Here is a 16,830-nt window from a genome sequence, read left to right as displayed (position 1 = left end):
GCACTTCGCAACAGAAAGGGAACGCTCGCTCGTGAGTAAAGCATCGCCGGATAATATCTTGCTCTACCTGCCGCAAAAGCAGGAAGATCAGGTGCGCGACATCTTTGCGGGCCTAGCTGAGCGCGGCTTTCCTGTCCAGCAGCAACGCCCGCACATTACGGTCACCTTTTCGCCGCACATGCAGCCGGAAGTGGTGGACTTGGCGGCCCAGTTGCTGCCGGCCGTTATCCCCGCGGATTTCCGGCGGGTAGGAAACGTTATTTTTGGCACCAAGCGTAAACAGACGGTGGCCTGGCTGCTGGAGACTACCGACGAGTTAGAAATCGCCGCGCGAAAAATCAGCGCCGCAAACCCGGACGGGCGCGGGCCGCGCTGGACCCCGCACCTGACCATGGGGTTGCGCCTGCCGCGCGAAGAGGTCCCCGGCTATATCCAAGCGATGGACGAGCTCACCTCAGCGCACTTTAAGGAACTTACCGCCGTCGAGGCTGCCTATTGGCGGCCGCGCACGCAGGAAAAGACCCTTCTAGCAGGGGCTTAGAGTAAAGCGCGTAGGGCCCGGGCAACGCGCAGGACGGTCAGGTCCTCGCCCGGCTTGCCGACGACCTGCACCGCATCACCCACGCCTTCTTCCTCTTCGCCGCGCAGCGGCACCGTAATGGCTGGCCAGCCGAGCACATTGAACGGCTCGGTCCACCGCCGCAGGCTCGCGGCCGACTCCGCGGTATTGTCCGGGGTGATATCGGACCACTTGAGGGGGCCGGAATCGAGGGTGGGGGTGAGGATAATGGGGGCGTCGGCAAGCAGGGCAAGGGCGTCTTCGCGCAGCTTTTCTACGCCCCGTGCGGCCGCGTCGTAATCTTCCTGGCTGATATTTTCCCCGCCCAGGACGCGCTGCAGAATCACGTCCTGGTACTTCTCGCGCTGGTCCAGCAGCGGCCGGTGGACGTCGTAGACCTCCTTCAAGCGCATCGGCTCGTAGAGCTCGGCCGTGGCGGCGATGGTGCCTTCCAAGTCCGCGCCCTCGGTGAGCTCAAAGTCCGATCGCTCCAGCGCGGCCAGAAGATTAGCGAAGCGCTCGCCCTTGGCCTTAAGGGCCGTGACATCAACAGCAGAAACGTCCTGCGCCGCGGCCGGTTCCTCCTCCGCAGTGGCAATAAAAGCCTGCTCAATCAGGTCAATCGAGCTGGCGAAGAAACCAATGCAATCAAAGCTCGGGGCAAAGGGGAAGACGCCCTCGACCGGAATCACCCCAAAGGTGGGCTTGAACCCCAGCACGCCTTGGCATGCGGCCGGCACGCGCACCGAGCCGGCGCTATCGGAGCCCACCGTAAGCTGCAGCGCTCCGCAAGCCACCAGCGCCGCCGAACCAGAGCTCGAACCCCCGCCGCACACCTCCGGATCACGCGGGTTGATCACGCGACCATAAGCCGAGGCATCGCCCAAAATGCCATAGGAAAACTCCTGCAGGTTCGCCTTCGCCACCGGTAGCGCACCCTTCGCCGTCAAGCGCTGCACCACTGGTGCATCCTCGACTGGGGTGCGGCCCACATCCACATTGGTGCCGCAGGTGGTGGGTACGCCCGCCACATCCACGATGTCCTTGAACGCCACCGGCTGTCCCTTAAGCGTGGGCGATTCCTCCACCGCGTGCTCATCAAACGGGATGACGGCAATCACCGCATTGAAATCCTGCTGGGCGTGGTGCAGACGATCAGAAACAGTAGACATAACGGGAGCTAAGTCCTTTCAACCTCGGCGTCCTTTGATGCTAACGATGTATTAGAAGGATGCAGATGTTACTACCGTACATCAGGGGTTGGTCAATGGGCTTTTGCTCTGAGGCAGTTGAACTCTGACCTTCCTTCAGCAGGGCAGAAAGCTGTCCGTTCGGGGCCTAATAAATTGGGTGTAATACGGGGTCAGATGGGTAGTAAGGTATCAGTGTTCCCTATGGGAAATTAGTTGTTTCTACTTTCTTTCCTCACGTATGGAGTAAGACCTGTGCCGTTAAACGCTGATAAGGCATCGCGCCTTTTTATGTTCTTGTCCGCTATGCAGAAGAAAAAATCTGAAGTCGTTCTTTCTACTGCAAAATACGATAAGCAAGGCGGGAAAGTGCTCCGGCTAGAACGTCTAAAGGAAGTTGCAGAAGAGTCAGGACGCATTCAATTTGGCGGGTACATTCAAGAAGCCCTCCAATTAGATGAGAAATTCTTGGCTGATGATGGATCCAACCCAAATCTAATTGCAGTATTCAAAAAGCCCGAGCCGGTTAATCTTCCAGATCTTCCTAGTGGGATAGAAAATCTGGTCGATGGAACAACTGATGATCCTCTCAAAGAGCCACAGCTAGTTACTGCTACTCAGATATCGGACGAGCAAGCTGGGCAATTTCAACGATGGCTGGAACAGTGGCGCCGTTGGGCTGTTGCTGAGAAATATGCTCTGGCGTATCAAAAGGCCTTCGAAATCCAGACGAGTGCAAACCAACAAGCGGACGAGTTCGAACTCATTCTGGGATTGGGAAACCTTGCCTGGCAAGTGAGTGAAGAGGAAAAGGTAGACCGGCAGCTATTCTCAGTCGACTTGGCAATGGATTTGGATAAAAGGACCGGCGATATCCATCTTGAGCTTGGAGAGGGGGCACTGAAAGTTGAAATGGAACCCGTTCCTGCACAAAAGTTGGATGACAGTACGTTTTTGACCGATGTAAAAGGAGAAGTTGCCGCGATAGAAGGCGACATCCTGGATCCTGAAACCTTCGCAGATTTAGGCGCGGTAACTGCAAATGGGTTAGATACCAATGCGATATACACTTCCGAATGGCAGCGCCAAGTTCCCTCGGAGAAAGCTGTGTTGGCATGGCAGCCAACCATCATTTTGCGTAAACGCCAACGTACAGGCTTTGCAACTGCGCTCAAAGATATTGCGGTAGCTATTGAACAATCCGAGGAAATTCCGACTGGGCTGGCGCCGTTGATCGATCCCAACTCGCAAGCGGAGCTGCCAAAATCGAATGAGCCGGGTGCGACTTTTGAATCAAACGAAGAGGTCTTCACACCGCTACCGCTCAATGAGAAGCAAATGCAGGTTTTGAATCGAGTAGATTCTCACCCTCAAACCATCGTCCAAGGCCCTCCGGGAACTGGAAAAACACACATGGCAGCTGCCTTGCTTTCTCATCTGTTGGCTCAAGGCAAGCGTGTCCTAGTAACAGCAGAAGCGGATCGTGCTTTATACGAGTTACGAGGAAAGCTACCTGAGGAGATTCGTGAGCTTGCTGTTTCCGTGATTAGCTCTGGACAGTCTGACTTAGCGGAATTGAAAGTAGCCGTCGATACAATAAACCGACGGTCAAGTGATTATGACGAGGTAACATCTTCTCGAAAGATCCGAGATCTGGAGCTGAGGCTAAATCAGCTCCGTGAAGAGCGAACCGCAGAGTTGAGACGTTGGACTTCGCTAATGGACTCTGAGAAGGCTTCGCTTGGTGTATTAGGCTACGACACGCAAATGTCTCGAGCTGTCGCGAAATGGGTGGACAGCAAAGAGGATTATGGGTGGATCGAAGCTTTACAGGTTCCTGATCTTGAGCAGCCATTTCCTTTGGACGCACAGGAAATTGACGAATGGTTCTCACTTTTGGCTTCCCCAGAGCTCGCTCAAGGTGGAGTGAGCTCCACCGGAGATTCCTTCGACTTCGGTGCAATTCCCACCGTAGATGAGCTCACGCAGGCAATCGAAGCCAAAGCTGGTGAAGAGGCCGTGAACCTCTGGATCGAAAATGAGACACCGGTTAGTGAACGGGCGGCTTGGGCCGATCTTGATGAGTCATCCCGAGTCGATCTTGAACAATCAGTCGAACAAGCCATAAATCAATTGGCGAAAATTCAGCAAATTTCCGCACCGTGGATGGACGACCTACTCCGTGATTCAATGAACGGAAATCTTGCGCAGTGGAAACATAAACTAGATTCTCTTGCCAATGATTTTCATGGAGCCCAGCAGTCAGGTGGAAACCTGGCTGCTCTCCGGCACATTGAGATTTCCGGCCAAATTAATTCCTTCGTACCGTTGGCGAGGTCAGTGCAGACTTTCCTTCAGAATGGGGGTCAAATTAAGACGAAGGCGGACGGTCTTCCAAAGACTGGTCTACTTACAAAGCCAATAATCAAAGAAGCAGCACCGTTTTTTGAAGGAGTTCGAATAAACGGAATGCCGCCCACCGGCTTGGCCGAAGTGAACCTTTACCTAGAGTATGTGGAGTTTGAATGGGCGCTCTACTCACTACAACAGTCGTGGAGGTATTCACGGCCGGCTGAGCATTTGTCTCCTATGGAGAAGCTAGGCTTCTGGAGAGGCGAACTTCAGAAATTCTCGGAATCAATTTCCCAAGTCGAGCAGCTCGGATATGCCTTGGGAAGAATCGAAAACTTTGGATTCAGGGCCGATTTAGGAGAGCTAAATCCGCTATCCAATCGAATTGAAAAGCTTCGAAAAGCTTCAGGAGTCCAAGCCACTGCTGCACGATTTTCTAACCTCATTTCCATGGGAATGGCAACCATTCGCGACTTTAAGCAGAATTCGGATGCCGTGGAATGGATAGACAGATTAGAAGCAGCGCTGGACCAGCAAAATGCCTCTGAATATGAACTTGCTCTTGAGGCAGCACAGTCTGCTGCCTCGTATTCTGGTGCAATTCGCCGTCGCAATGAGCTTTCCCAAAAAGCGAAAGGTTGGTCTGCGTTACTTGTCCAAGCACTAAAGGACTCCAATGACTTCGGGTTGTGGCGACACCGTGTTCAAAATATCGAAGAAGCTCGGTACTGGGCATTGGCAGGAGAAAAAATCGCTGCCCGAACAAAGGCGGATCCTCAGGAAATCTCGCGTTCAGTTCGATTTATCGATGAAAGAATTTCAAAGACTATCGCGGAGCTCGCCGCTGCCCGAGCTTGGTCTAAGGCTGTAGGAAAAGACCGAATCGATCCAGCAACTCAATCGAGTCTTGTAGCGTATAGCCAAGCAGTTACTCGCCTGGGAAAGGGAACTGGAAAATATGCTGATCGACGTAAGCGAGATGTGCGTAAGCACTTAGATGCTTGTCGTTCCGCGGTTCCAGTGTGGATCATGCCGATCTACAAGGTCGTTGAGCAGTTCGACTTGGAAGAAAACATGTTTGATGTCGTTATCGTAGATGAGGCATCACAGTCGGGTGTCGATGCCATTTTCTTGCAGTATTTGGCTCCGAGAATGGTAGTTATCGGTGATGACAAGCAGGTTTCACCAACCAGTTTCCACGACTTGGAAGAAATAGGAAAGCTAGCTCAGCAGTATTTGTGGGACTTCGACAAGATAGATTCTTGGTCGGATCCCGCTCGCTCACTCTTTGATGAAGCTAATATGCGCTATGGAGGACGGATCACGCTAGAAGAGCATAGGCGCTGTGTTCCGGAAATCATCGGGTTCTCGAACCAGTTTATCTATGAGCCCGAAAACATATCCCTTAAACCAGTGAGGGAAGTTGAATCTGACCGGCTTGCACCGTTCAAGATTACTCAGACTCCCAATGCTTTCTTTACCGGAGCGAAGACAAAAAGAACTAATACAGCCGAGGCAGATGTCCTGGTGGAACGTCTTCTTTCCGTCTTGGGTGATTCGCAATACGTAGGAAAGACTATTGGCGTCATTTCGCTACTTAGTACTTCCGGCCAGGCGAAATATATCCAGGCACGACTTTTGGAAAAAGTTTCCCCCGAGGTGTGGGAGGAGCGCGAGCTAAAGGTTGGAAGCCCTGCTGACTTTCAAGGTGCTGAACGAGATGTCATATTCCTCTCGATGGTCCAGCCGTATACGCCGGGTGAACGCACGTCAACGTTGACTAAGAAAGAATACCTGCAGCGTTATAACGTTGCAGTTAGTCGCGCGAAAGACCAAGTTTGGTTGTTCCATTCTATTGGTTTCGAGGAATTGAACCCAGTCGATATTCGTGCCAAGTTGTTGCAGTATGCCTACAGCGTTGCGGAGAAGCAGCCAGAGAAAACAGAATGTGTAGTAGTTCCGAACGATGAACGGGTTGAGCCCTTTGATTCGCTATTTGAGCAAAGGGTCTATAACAGAATCATCGAAAAGGGATTCAAGGTAATTCCGCAATTCGAAGAGTTTGGATACCGCATTGACCTCGTCGTTGAAGGCGCGCAAGGACGGCTTGCAGTTGAATGTGACGGTGACTATTGGCACAGTGATCGCAATGCTTTGCAGGATCAGCATCGGCAACGCGAACTGGAGCGTCTCGGCTGGACATTCGTCCGAATTTTTGAATCTGATTTCTATCTAGACTCGGACGAACAGATGCAAAAGGTGTGGGTGGCGCTAGATGAATTGGGTATCAAACCATTCGAGGCAGATGCACCAACCTTTGAGACTTCCGACAACGTCGAGATTGTCGAGGACGTCTATGCAGAAGACAATCCCATTGAAGTACAAAGTGGAGTAGAGGCCTTCCTCTCAACCGAAGAGGACCTTGAAGATGCTCTTTCGGAATCTGGAGAAGCCCATGATAAGCATGATCTAGAGATGGCAGAACAAGGCTCGGAGATTTTAACGCAGGGTTTTGAGAACAGCGATCTTCGAGAAGAAACACATCTCGACTTCTCTTTTCACGGTACGGAGCTTACTAAAGCCCCAGCTGAATATACTGCTTTCGAAGGAACGACTGTAGCGACAAATATCGCAACTGATGCTGAAGTCGCTCAAGGACTTCTTGAGATCTTGAGAGCTGAAGGCCCAATGTTGGGCGACTTCCTATTCTCTCGTTACGTAAAATCCAGTGGCGGCGTTCGTGTTACTAAGCCTGTCCGTACGATCCTTATACCAGTTTTGAATCGCTTAGTCCGAGATGGTTCGATAGCGATGGTGAAAAGACCAGACATAGAAGATCTGGGTCAGAGTACATTCTTTCTTCCTGATCATCCCCGGGTAGAGGTACGAACCCTAGGGTCGCGTTTGATCCATGATGTTCCCTACGAAGAGCTGCGGATGCATACCGCTAGAGGGTATCTTCGCGCGGGTATTCGCGACCGCGAAACTGTGATGCGGTCAACACTTGAACTTCTAGGATTAAAGAAGCTCACGACGAAGACAGAAAACACCCTTCTTCCGCACTATCGATGGGTCATGGAAAATTTGGGTTCTTGATCGAAGATTGGTATCTGCCTTCGCCAAAAGTCTCCTTAGCTGAAAGGTTCTCTAGCTATGAGAATCCCTATTTAGCAAAAATCCCCAGCGCATCCCAAGCTAGCCAACCGCCTTCGCGCAGAGTGAAGACCAGCTGATTTTCACCTTGCTTCAAAGTGTTCTCGGGAAGATCAAACTCGATAGCTGCGGGGCGAAGCGAGGTCGGCTCCCCGCTGGCATCGCCCTGGCGCGAACCCTTCGTTGCGCCCTGTGGGAGCTCCACTTGCTTATGAAAGTCATTGATCGTGACGTCGAGAATGCCGCCGAGCTTAGTGGTATCAATGAGCCACAAGGCAAGTGCAGTTTTCGCAGTGGGTTGGTTCAGGTTGACGGTCCATTTCAGCGTATAGGCCTTGCTGCCAGCCCACTTATCGCCGGGGCCGGGGAGGAGATAGGGGACGTCGGCAGGCTTAGCATCCGGTCCAACAGTGATTGTCTGGTCTGGGTGCGCGGTGACGATCTTCTTGTAATCCTTTGGGGAATACTGAAACTCCGTGCCCTTTCGGTCAAAGGAACCAATCGTAGCTAGCGCTGTGCCTGCAGTGACCGAAGGCAGGGAGGTAGACGTCGCCTTGCCAGAAGGAGAGGACTCAGCACCGGCAGCATCCACCATCTTGACGTAATAAGTCCACTTTTCACCGGCAACATCGCGCCGGGAGTGGCGGAAGAAGGGAAAGATGGTCTTGCCCAGCAGCACGTCTACACCATTGGGATCAGTGCCGATGACGCGGTAGTGATCCAAAACGACGTCCCAGGAGGCAGGCTCCCAGGTGACGTAATTTTCCATGAGCTGCGGTTCTGCCTGAACACCGGTTGCGGCTGGCGGAGCAGCAACCGCACCAGGAGCTGGGGTAGAGGAATCCTGGTCAGAAGAGTTCTTGCGGGAAGAACCGCGGCGAGAGGAAGAAGAGGAAAGCGAGCTAAAAAGTCCCATGATGAATTGTCCTTTCGGGGTTTAGAGGGAGCGCAGCGTGTGCTCGCCGGCATTGGTGCGGAAGGAGAAAGCAGTCTCACGCGGGGCAGTATCATCGCGCTCAATCCAAGGCACCACGACGAATTCGGAATCGAGGTGCTCATGGGTAGCGCGCACCTTGATGTAGCCGCGGCGTTTATCCATGGCCTTCACATACGGCTTTTCCAGCCACTCGGTGCTCTTGGAGCCGGCGAAGCCATCGCCATCGGAAGCAATGGAAGTAGCAACCAATTCAACGCCTACGGGCTGGCCGGATTCGGATTGGATTTCGGCAGCACAGTGCTGATGAATATCGCCGGTGAAAACAATCGGGTCGCTGACGTTGGATAGAGATTCGATTAGACGGCGGCGCGCCGCGGGGAACCCGTCCCATTGGTCGGTGCTATCGGCGATCGGTACGACGACCACGCTGTTGACCACGACGTTCCACTGTGCCGGGGAAGTGGCGAGCTTTTCGTTGAGCCACTGCTCCTGCTCTGCGCCCAAGATGCTGGCATCTTCTGCGGCCTCTTCGCGGTATTGGCGGGTATCGACCAGATTGAAACGCATAAGCGTGCCCACGTCGAAAGAATCATAGATGCGGTTATTAGGGCCATCGGGAAGCGCGGGCGGGGCAACAGGCAGGTTCTCGTAAAAGGCACGGTAAGCAGCCGCACGCTGGTAGAGGAAGTGCTCGGCCTTGGTGCCAATCTCGGACCAATTACCGGCGTAGTTATTTTCTACTTCGTGGTCATCCCACACAATCGCCATCGCGGCGCGTGCGTGCGCGGCCTGCAGGTGCTCATCGGACTTAAAGAGCGAGTAGCGCAGGCGATACTGCTCCAGAGTTTCCACCTTTGCCTTGAAAACATCGGGCACGCTTGCGCCTTGGCGCCAGAGATTATCGCCTTCCACAATGCCGTATTCGTAGATATAGTCACCCACGAAAATTGTCATATCTAGGTCCGGTTCCTGCGCAATATGCTTCCACGGGGTGAAATAGCCGTGGTACCACGCCTGACACGAAGCCACGGTGAAGGTGAAATCATCCACCTTTGCACCTGGTGCCGGCAGAGTCTTAAACCGACCTACTGGGCTCACCTTGCCATCCACGCGGAAGCGATAAAAATACTCAGTTGCAGGCTCTAGTCCAGTTACCTGCGGGTGCACCGAGTGTGCCAGTTCGCGTTGAGCTAGGGCTTCGCCTTGCTTGACGACGTCCCCAAAAACCTCATCCGTCGCAACTTCCCAACCCACGCGGACATCGCCGCCGGTCATTCCACCGTGGCCATCCTCGGCCAGCGGTTCTGGGGCCAGGCGGGTCCACAGGATCATCGAATCATGCCGCGGCGTTCCCGCCGCTACGCCTAGGCCAAAAAGCTCCGAATCCTGTGGATGATCCCCAGCTTGCGAGGAACCCCATGAACTCAGACTCGACTGTGCACCCGCCTTGGCCGGTGCATTAATTCCCGCAGCCACTGCTGCTGCAGAAACACCAGCAATCTGCAGGAAATTTCGACGATTAAAAGAGGAACGACTATTTGAATCAGACATACAAAGCTCCACAGAGGGTTTAAAAGGAACTTTTCCAGCCTAAGTAGCCGCGGTGAATCGCTGGTTAAATCAGCGTGAAATCTACTGAGCCCATGGATCATTCGCAAGACAGAACTCCGCCGAATGTTCTGCCTGACAGTCAAACCACCACTTCTGGTTTTCAGCGCGCATCTGCTCAACTTCAGCTGATCGAGTCATGTACGCGGGGATGCTGGGATCATAATCGGAACCACCGGTCCCGCTGTCCACAGGTGAGGAGCACTGAGATGGATCGGAGACGTAGTGATCCGTTTGCGGGCACCGGTAGGGGTACTTTGCCATCTGCTCGTCGTGGAGGTTCTGACATTCTTGAGCCCAGCGGATAGTTCCATCGCTGTACAAGCCGTTGGTGGTCCAGCTACCACCACCATAGACACACTCGGTAAGGGTGGGTTCTGCGGTGGATTCGGCAGTGTTCGTTAGGGGAGCGTCGGCAAGCGAAGGCTCAGCTTCCGCTGCCGGCTGTGGCTCTGAAGAAGACGTTTCCGGGACAGAGCTTGTGGAACTAGAGCTGATAGTTGAACTATTGGCTGTGCTGGAGGTGCTAGGCGTCGTCGTTTCTTCCGTCTGTGACTCCGGAGAGGAACAGGAAGCTAAAGAAAGTATCACCGTTGCGACAGCGACGATGTAGGAGAGAATCTTCATAATCTATGGATAGTAGACAATGAGAAAATAGCTGGTGGCGCTAAGTGGGGGTTTCCTGCGCAACGCCAAGCAATTGAGCCACGCTCCCCACTATGGAGCGAAAGATTCATCAACTACATTTAAAGCCATGACTTCCACCACCTCCGAGCCCCCAAAGCTCCAGCCCAGCTCCTATATTCCGTTGATGTTCGCACTGCTTACGGCGGTGTTTGCTTTCCAGCTCAATGCGTCGATGCTCTCGCCCGCCTTGGCGACGATGGAGGAGGAGCTGAGTGCCACCACCGCACAGATTGGCCTAACACAGACTGCCTTCTTTACGGCCGCGGCACTATTTTCACTATTCCTGCCACGCTGGGGCGACCTCATCGGGCGCAGGAAGGTCCTCGTTGGCATGATGGCGGTTGCTGCGCTGGGCTGCGTGGCTTCCGCCGTCGCGCCCAACGTCGCCGTGCTGCTTATCGGCCGCATCATCCAGGGCGTGGCCGGGCCGACCGTCCCGCTCTGCCTCATCATGTTGCGCCAGCAGGTGCTCAATGAGAAGCAGTATGCGCTGCTGCTGGGCATTGTGACCTCGGTAAACGGTGGTATCGCGGGCGTGGACGCCCTGGCCGGCGGCTGGTTGGCCGGCAACTTCGGCTACCGCTCGGTCTTTTGGACCATGGCAGTACTCTGTGCCATCGCGGTAGTAGCAGTCCAGGCATTTACCAAGGAATCCACGGCCACCGAAACCCCGCGCATGGACTGGGCGGGCGTGCTGCCCCTGGCCGTGGCGCTGGGCTGCGTTCTCACCGCATTCAACGAGGCCGGCAAACTTGCCGAGGCCAATTGGTTCCTCGTCATTATCCTTCTGCTTATCGGTGCCGCCGGCTTCTGGGCTTTCTGGAATGTGGAGAAGAAGGTCGCCGATCCGCTCGTTCCGGTGGCTTACCTCAAGCAGCGCCGCACCTGGGCACTGCTTTCTACCACGTTGCTTACTATGACCGGCGTCTTCGCCGTAATGAACGGCCTCATTCCGAACCTCGGCCAGGACCCGGACGCCGGCGCCGGCATTTCCGCCAGCACCATTTCTTGGGTCACCCTTACCCCGTACGCCCTCGCCGGCCTGGTCTTCGGCCCGATTGCCGGCTGGATGGCCTCCAAGCTGGGCTATAAGTACGTCCTGCAAACCGGACTCATCGGCACCGTCGTTGGCCTGATTATTTCCATCTTCGTGGTCGGCGCCCCGAATGCATGGACCCTGCTCTTCGTTTCCATTTTCTTGGGCGTAACCTACGCCGGCATTGCCAATATCATGCTCAACGGCCTGGGTATTGTGCTCTCGCCGGCCGATAACCAGGGCTACCTGCCAGGCATGAACGCCGGCGCCTTCAACCTCGGCGCGGGTCTGTCCTTTGCCGTGCTCTTTGCGGTTTCCGGTTCCTTCGAGCACGGCTACCGCGCGGGCATGATCGCCGGCGTCATTATTCTGCTTGCGGCCCTTGCCCTGTCCTTTCTCATTCCTCGCCCGGAGTCCATCGATGACACCGTGGCGGCCGTCAACGCCCGAAAGTAGGCTCGTGGCATGACGCGAAAAATCATTCTGGACTGCGACCCCGGCCACGATGACGCGGTGGCCTTGCTTCTAGCTTTGGGCAACCCCACCATTGACTTACTGGGCATTACCACCGTAGGCGGTAACCAGACCTTGGATAAAGTCTCCCACAATGCCCTGGTGGTCAAGGAAATCGCCGGCCACCCAGAGGTTCCGGTGTACGCAGGCTGCGATCGCCCGCTCGTGCGCCCCGTCGAGGTCGCCGAGGCCATCCATGGCTCCACCGGCATGGACGTCGAGGGCGTCCAGCTTCCAGAGCCAAGCACGGCGCTTGCCGACGCCCACGCTATCGACTTCATCATCGACACTGTCATGTCCCATGAGCCCGGCACCATCACCCTGGTGCCCACCGGCCCGCTTACCAATATCGCGATGGCCGCGCGCAAGGAGCCGCGCATCGTCGAGCGCGTCAAGGAAGTCGTCCTCATGGGCGGTGGCTATCACGAGGGCAATTGGTCTCCGGTTGCCGAGTTCAATATCAAGATCGATCCTGAGGCCGCCCACATTGTCTTCGAAGAGCCTTGGCCTGTCACCATGGTGGGCCTCGATCTCACTCACCAGGCGCTTGCCACCCCAGAGGTCGAAGCCGAGATCCAGGCTCTAAATACTCCTGGCTCCGAGTTCGTCGTGGGCCTCTTCGGTTTCTTCCGCAAGGCCTACCAGGCCAACCAGGGCTTTGATAACCCGCCGGTCCACGACCCGTGCACCATCGCCTACCTCATCGATCCTGACATCGTTCAGACCCGCAAAGCCCCCGTTCACGTCGAGCTCGCCGGCGCACTGACCACCGGCATGACCGTTACTGATCTGCGCGAGCCTGCCGACGCCTCCTGCCACACCCAAGTCGCCACCACCCTCGACCACGCCGGTTTCTGGCGCCTCGTCACCGACGCCCTCGAGAACCTCGCCTAGGCCGCCTTTTTCTCGCTTCCGCCGCGCGGGAACCCAACTTTCAGCCACGTTATGGCTCCTGAACCACCAGGTTGGGGCCACAACGTGGCTGCTTTGTACTCCTCGGAGTACCATCTCTAACTCCATGCATTATTGAGCCAATTGTCCAACCAGATGGTTTGGACAAACCTGTTGGCTAAATATTTTCAGAGGGTCGAGGTCGACCTGAGGAATGAACCTTGAAAGTCGAACGCTGACGGATAGAGAGTCCTTGAGATCATCTGAAACGCTCGTTGGTTCTTAATGATTTATCCTTTGTGCATCACTACCGAGAAGACGAAATGCCGCGTCTTGGAATTGAACCTTTGTCGGTTTAGAAACTGAAACTAATTTCTCCCCGTTGAGTGTTTTAAGCTTCTTCAATGTCAGATGCGAGCTTTCACCAATGAACTGGTAAACATGGTCCTTTAAAGCAGCCGAGTCATTTCCTCCCGCTTTCAGTACGGCTTGCCTGAACATGGCGGTCTTTGCGGCAGATTCGCGAGCAATAACTACCGTGCGGTTGCTAGCACTTGAATCAAATTCGGATCGGACTTGCGAAAGTACGGCTACAAGATAGTTGAATATTGGAACTTGAGAAGGAATCAAGTGATCTTCGGGGATTTCCCAAGGTGTCGGGTCGTGGTCGCATTGCTTCAAAGAATCGGGTGCAAGCTCTTCCACGTCTGCCCCCATCGGAGATTGATAGGCGAACAATTCTACTTGGGTGATGCCGTCGGATTTACTAGATGGTTCTGGGTGAACGTAATTTCTCACATGGTTGTCGTTGCCCTTAACTTTTGCAAAATAGTCACAATGCCAGTTGCCTCCTCCCCATGGCAGCGCCTTGTCTCCATGTAGGTTTAGTGGGGAAGGAAGTAGGAAATCGCAATTCCCAGCTAGACCATTTTTAGATTGTTCCTTCTTCCAAGGAGTGAAGACGCGTTTTCCGTCACTTTTAAGTGCAAAAAGTAGTTTGTCTTGTTCGGCAATCCAAGAGTGCTTGGCCCTTTCGCATTGGGCATTAACTGCTGCAAGGTCAAGCTTATCGGCCATAAAGTATCCCATGCGTATGAAGAAAGCTTGGAGCTTTTCCTTGGATTTATTCGAAATGGCACTCCACATAGATTCTTCGTCTTCGTATGGACCGCCTAGTACCCAGTCGACGAATTCATGAAAGCCTGGATTGAAAGTAACGACAACGACTTTGGGATTGTACAGATCACCCATGAACGGCTGGGGAACATTGGGGAATAGGGGTGACTTTTCGTTGAAATTTTTCCAGTATCCGTTTACGTACCCCGAGGCAGTTTTTCTCTGGCTGTCGCTCCAATTGGCCCAATCCCCATGGTGAATGAGCGCTAGTTCTAGTTCTTTTCTTGTAGGTTCATCCTCACTTGTAGGGTTATCCGTTTCAAGCCTTTCGATAAGGTCTTTATAGGTGGAATGGTCCTTTGGAAATTTCAGGTTATTATCCCAGGCTTCGTAAATTTTGGATGCTGCTTCCTTGATAGGAGAGCCGTTGCTAGTAGAACTGTCTGTCATAGGGGGTCCTCAAAATCGTAGGGAATAAGATGGGGTATTCACCATCAAAGGTCTGCAGGAATGATGGTAAATGATGCCTTCAGACTTCACAGAGCGTTGAACGAAGAACAGTTAAGCGCTGAGGAGTTCGGCGAAACGAATGCCATTTAACTCGGTAGTGCGTGCCTACAATTAACTGTAAGAACCCCAACCCAAGGAGCCCCCATGAACCAGCACTGTTTCCGCCACATCGTCGTCATGGGAGTATCCGGCTCGGGAAAGACAACGGTGGGGGAGGCGCTGTCGCCGTTGGTAGGTCTGGAGTACCGCGATGGCGATGATATGCATCCGCAGGCCAATATCGACAAGATGGCTGCTGGAATACCGCTCAATGATGCGGACCGGGAGCCGTGGTTGAAGCAGATTGGTCAGTGGCTGGCGGATAGGCCAGAAGGTGCGATGGTGGGCTGCAGCGCGCTGAAGCGCAAGTACCGGGATTTGATTCGCGAGTACTGTCCAGCCGTGGTGTTCGTTCACGTGCACGGCGACTTTGATGTGCTGCATGAGCGGATGCAGCACCGGCCGGGGCACTTTATGCCAGCATCGCTCTTGCAGTCGCAGTTCGATACCTTGGAGCCGCTGGAAGAAGACGAAACTGGCCGCGTCTTTGATGTGACGCGGCCAGTCGAGGAGATTGCCCAGGAGGCAGCTGCCTGGATAAAGGCTGGGGCCTAAAAGAGCGCTGCTACTGCGTAGAGCACCAAGACCAGGGCAAAGCCGATGATGGAAATCAGAATTTGGTTGACCGTCCAGGTCTTCAGGGTGGTGACCGTATCCATGCCCATCAGGCGGCCGACGAGCCAGAAGCCGGAGTCGTTGACGTGAGAGCCGAAGACGGAACCGGCGGCGGTGGCCACGACGATGAGGGCGAGTTGGAGCTCGTTGAAGCCGCCGGCTTCCACGGCCGGGACCATAAGAGCTGCGGCTGTAGTGAGCGCCACGGTGGCCGAACCTTGGGCTAAGCGCAGCGCCACGGCGATGAGGTAGCAGGCAAGGATGACGGGGATGCCGAGGCCGGAAAGCGAATCGGCCAGGGCGTCGCCAATGCCGGAGGTACGCAGAACGCCGCCGAACATACCGCCGGCACCGGTGATGAGCACGACGGAACATATGGGGCCAAGCGAGGAATCGATGAGCTTTTCCAGCGCGGTCTTGTCCACGCCGCGGCGCAGGCCCAGGACCACGAGTGCAATGAGCACGGTGATGAGCAGCGCGATCGGGGTCTGGCCCAGCATGACAAAGAACCGCACCCACGCGGAGTCGGCGTCAATGGTGCCATAGGAGGCCAAAGCATTGAGTCCGGTGTTGAAGAAGATGAGCACCATCGGGATGAGCAGGAGGGAAATCACCGTTGGGGCAGAGGCGGGTTTATGGGGTTGCTCGTCTTCGGCAAGGAGGGGACCCGCGATGGCATCAGTAACCTTCAGCGGGAATTTCTTGCCGGAAAGCAGGCCGAAGCGGTAGCCGGAAATATACCAGGTAGGCAGCGCAAGCAGCAGGCCAACGAGGAGGACGAGGCCAAGGTCAGCGCCGTAGAACTCGCTCGCCGCCACAGGGCCTGGGTGCGGCGGCAGGTACACGTGCATGACAGAAAACGCACCGGCGGCCGGCAGACCAAAGGCAAGGACGGGACCGTCCAAACGGCGAGCAACGGCGAAGATCACCGGCAGCATCACAATCAGGCCGGCGTCGAAGAAGATGGGAAAGCCCATAATTAGCGAAGCCAGGCCGAGGGCAAGGGGTGCTTTGGACTCGCCGAAACGGTGAACCATGGCGTCGGCAAGCGATTTAGCGCCACCGGAGGCTTCCACCAACCGACCAATCATGGCGCCCAGTCCCACCAGCAACGCCACCGAGCCCAGAGTGGAACTAAAGCTTTCGGTCATGGTGGGCACAATGCCCTCGAGTGGAATGCCCGCGGCCAGCGCCGTGAGCGCCGAAACCACCAGCAGGGTGAGAAAAGCGTGGAGCTTGAAATAGATGACCAGTACCAAAATCACGGCAATGGCGGCCACCGCAATGCCTAGCAGCGGGCCGGTCGACAGGGTGGGTTCCCACGTATCCATAAAGCGGGCTCCTTTTCTAATGCAAACCTTTGAATAACGGAAACGTTAGCAGCCGCCCCGCTTGCCGACGCCTCCCCTTCCTCCAAATGCGACCCAGCCGACACCCCCGATGGGCGGATTCTAGGGGTCGTTGCAACGATGATGGTTAGTTTGGTTTGATGCTACCGGTTTGTGTGAGGGCGTTGGTCATGACTTCGGCTGGGGTGCGCCAGTTGAGTGCTTTGCGTGGTTTG

The 16,830-nt window shown here is 54.9% G+C and carries 10 protein-coding genes; 5 read left to right on the top strand and 5 right to left on the bottom strand.

The annotated features are described in order from the left end of the window. Window positions 1-31 precede the first annotated feature (31 nt). Window positions 32-541 carry a 2'-5' RNA ligase family protein gene (locus RAE09_RS06870; protein WP_005322490.1) on the top strand — a complete coding sequence of 170 codons (510 nt, stop codon included), beginning with the start codon at window positions 32-34 and terminating at the stop codon, window positions 539-541. On the opposite strand, the gene RAE09_RS06865 is transcribed toward RAE09_RS06870, so the two are convergent. After that, window positions 538-1,731, bottom strand: coding sequence for an amidase (locus RAE09_RS06865; RefSeq protein ID WP_316981292.1), 1,194 nt, complete (start codon window positions 1,729-1,731; stop codon window positions 538-540). The two genes, RAE09_RS06870 and RAE09_RS06865, sit on opposite strands and share 4 nt — an antisense overlap. A 273-nt stretch (window positions 1,732-2,004) precedes the next feature. Between RAE09_RS06865 and RAE09_RS06860 the strand changes: the two genes are divergently transcribed. Further along, window positions 2,005-7,197, top strand: a complete 5,193-nt coding sequence (locus RAE09_RS06860) for an AAA domain-containing protein (protein ID WP_316981291.1) — start codon at window positions 2,005-2,007, stop codon at window positions 7,195-7,197. A gap of 67 nt (window positions 7,198-7,264) precedes the next feature. On the opposite strand, the gene RAE09_RS06855 is transcribed toward RAE09_RS06860, so the two are convergent. Together RAE09_RS06855 and RAE09_RS06850 are read right to left on the bottom strand one after the other, a co-directional pair. After that, complete coding sequence (locus RAE09_RS06855) at window positions 7,265-8,170, bottom strand: polysaccharide lyase family protein (protein ID WP_316981290.1); 906 nt, start codon at window positions 8,168-8,170, stop codon at window positions 7,265-7,267. A gap of 21 nt (window positions 8,171-8,191) precedes the next feature. Next, window positions 8,192-9,742, bottom strand: a complete 1,551-nt coding sequence (locus RAE09_RS06850; RefSeq protein ID WP_316981289.1) for an alkaline phosphatase D family protein — start codon at window positions 9,740-9,742, stop codon at window positions 8,192-8,194. 811 nt (window positions 9,743-10,553) lie between these two features. On the opposite strand from RAE09_RS06850, the gene uriT reads away from it, so the two are divergent. Both uriT and uriH read left to right on the top strand, forming a co-directional pair. Next, a complete protein-coding gene (uriT, locus tag RAE09_RS06845; protein ID WP_316981288.1) occupies window positions 10,554-11,978 on the top strand; it encodes a uridine transporter UriT in 1,425 nt (474 codons plus the stop codon). A 9-nt stretch (window positions 11,979-11,987) separates the two neighbouring features. Further along, window positions 11,988-12,929 carry a uridine-preferring nucleoside hydrolase UriH gene (gene uriH, locus RAE09_RS06840; protein ID WP_316981287.1) on the top strand — a complete coding sequence of 314 codons (942 nt, stop codon included), beginning with the start codon at window positions 11,988-11,990 and terminating at the stop codon, window positions 12,927-12,929. A 279-nt stretch (window positions 12,930-13,208) separates the two neighbouring features. On the opposite strand, the gene RAE09_RS06835 is transcribed toward uriH, so the two are convergent. Further along, window positions 13,209-14,492 carry a hypothetical protein gene (locus RAE09_RS06835; RefSeq protein WP_316981286.1) on the bottom strand — a complete coding sequence of 428 codons (1,284 nt, stop codon included), beginning with the start codon at window positions 14,490-14,492 and terminating at the stop codon, window positions 13,209-13,211. A 204-nt stretch (window positions 14,493-14,696) separates the two neighbouring features. On the opposite strand from RAE09_RS06835, the gene RAE09_RS06830 reads away from it, so the two are divergent. Continuing rightward, window positions 14,697-15,206, top strand: a complete 510-nt coding sequence (locus RAE09_RS06830) for a gluconokinase (RefSeq protein ID WP_316981285.1) — start codon at window positions 14,697-14,699, stop codon at window positions 15,204-15,206. Here the strand turns inward: RAE09_RS06830 and RAE09_RS06825 are convergent. Continuing rightward, on the bottom strand, window positions 15,203-16,597 hold the full coding sequence (locus RAE09_RS06825; RefSeq protein WP_316981284.1) for a GntP family permease: 1,395 nt from the start codon (window positions 16,595-16,597) through the stop codon (window positions 15,203-15,205). The two genes, RAE09_RS06830 and RAE09_RS06825, sit on opposite strands and share 4 nt — an antisense overlap. Window positions 16,598-16,830: the final 233 nt, after the last annotated feature.

This window comes from Corynebacterium tuberculostearicum (genome assembly GCF_032821615.1).
Taxonomy (GTDB): Bacteria; Actinomycetota; Actinomycetes; order Mycobacteriales; family Mycobacteriaceae; genus Corynebacterium; species Corynebacterium tuberculostearicum_H.
The sequence above is the reverse complement of the archived record's forward strand: the minus strand, read 5'-3'. Positions and strand labels throughout refer to the sequence as shown.

Coding starts and splice junctions, on each gene's coding strand:
- RAE09_RS06865 (WP_316981292.1), bottom strand. CDS start 1,731: ATGTCTACTGTTTCTGATCGTCTGCACCACGCCCAGCAGGATTTCAAT.
- RAE09_RS06855 (WP_316981290.1), bottom strand. CDS start 8,170: ATGGGACTTTTTAGCTCGCTTTCCTCTTCTTCCTCTCGCCGCGGTTCT.
- RAE09_RS06850 (WP_316981289.1), bottom strand. CDS start 9,742: ATGTCTGATTCAAATAGTCGTTCCTCTTTTAATCGTCGAAATTTCCTG.
- uriT (WP_316981288.1), top strand. CDS start 10,554: ATGACTTCCACCACCTCCGAGCCCCCAAAGCTCCAGCCCAGCTCCTAT.
- uriH (WP_316981287.1), top strand. CDS start 11,988: ATGACGCGAAAAATCATTCTGGACTGCGACCCCGGCCACGATGACGCG.
- RAE09_RS06835 (WP_316981286.1), bottom strand. CDS start 14,492: ATGACAGACAGTTCTACTAGCAACGGCTCTCCTATCAAGGAAGCAGCA.
- RAE09_RS06830 (WP_316981285.1), top strand. CDS start 14,697: ATGAACCAGCACTGTTTCCGCCACATCGTCGTCATGGGAGTATCCGGC.
- RAE09_RS06825 (WP_316981284.1), bottom strand. CDS start 16,597: ATGGATACGTGGGAACCCACCCTGTCGACCGGCCCGCTGCTAGGCATT.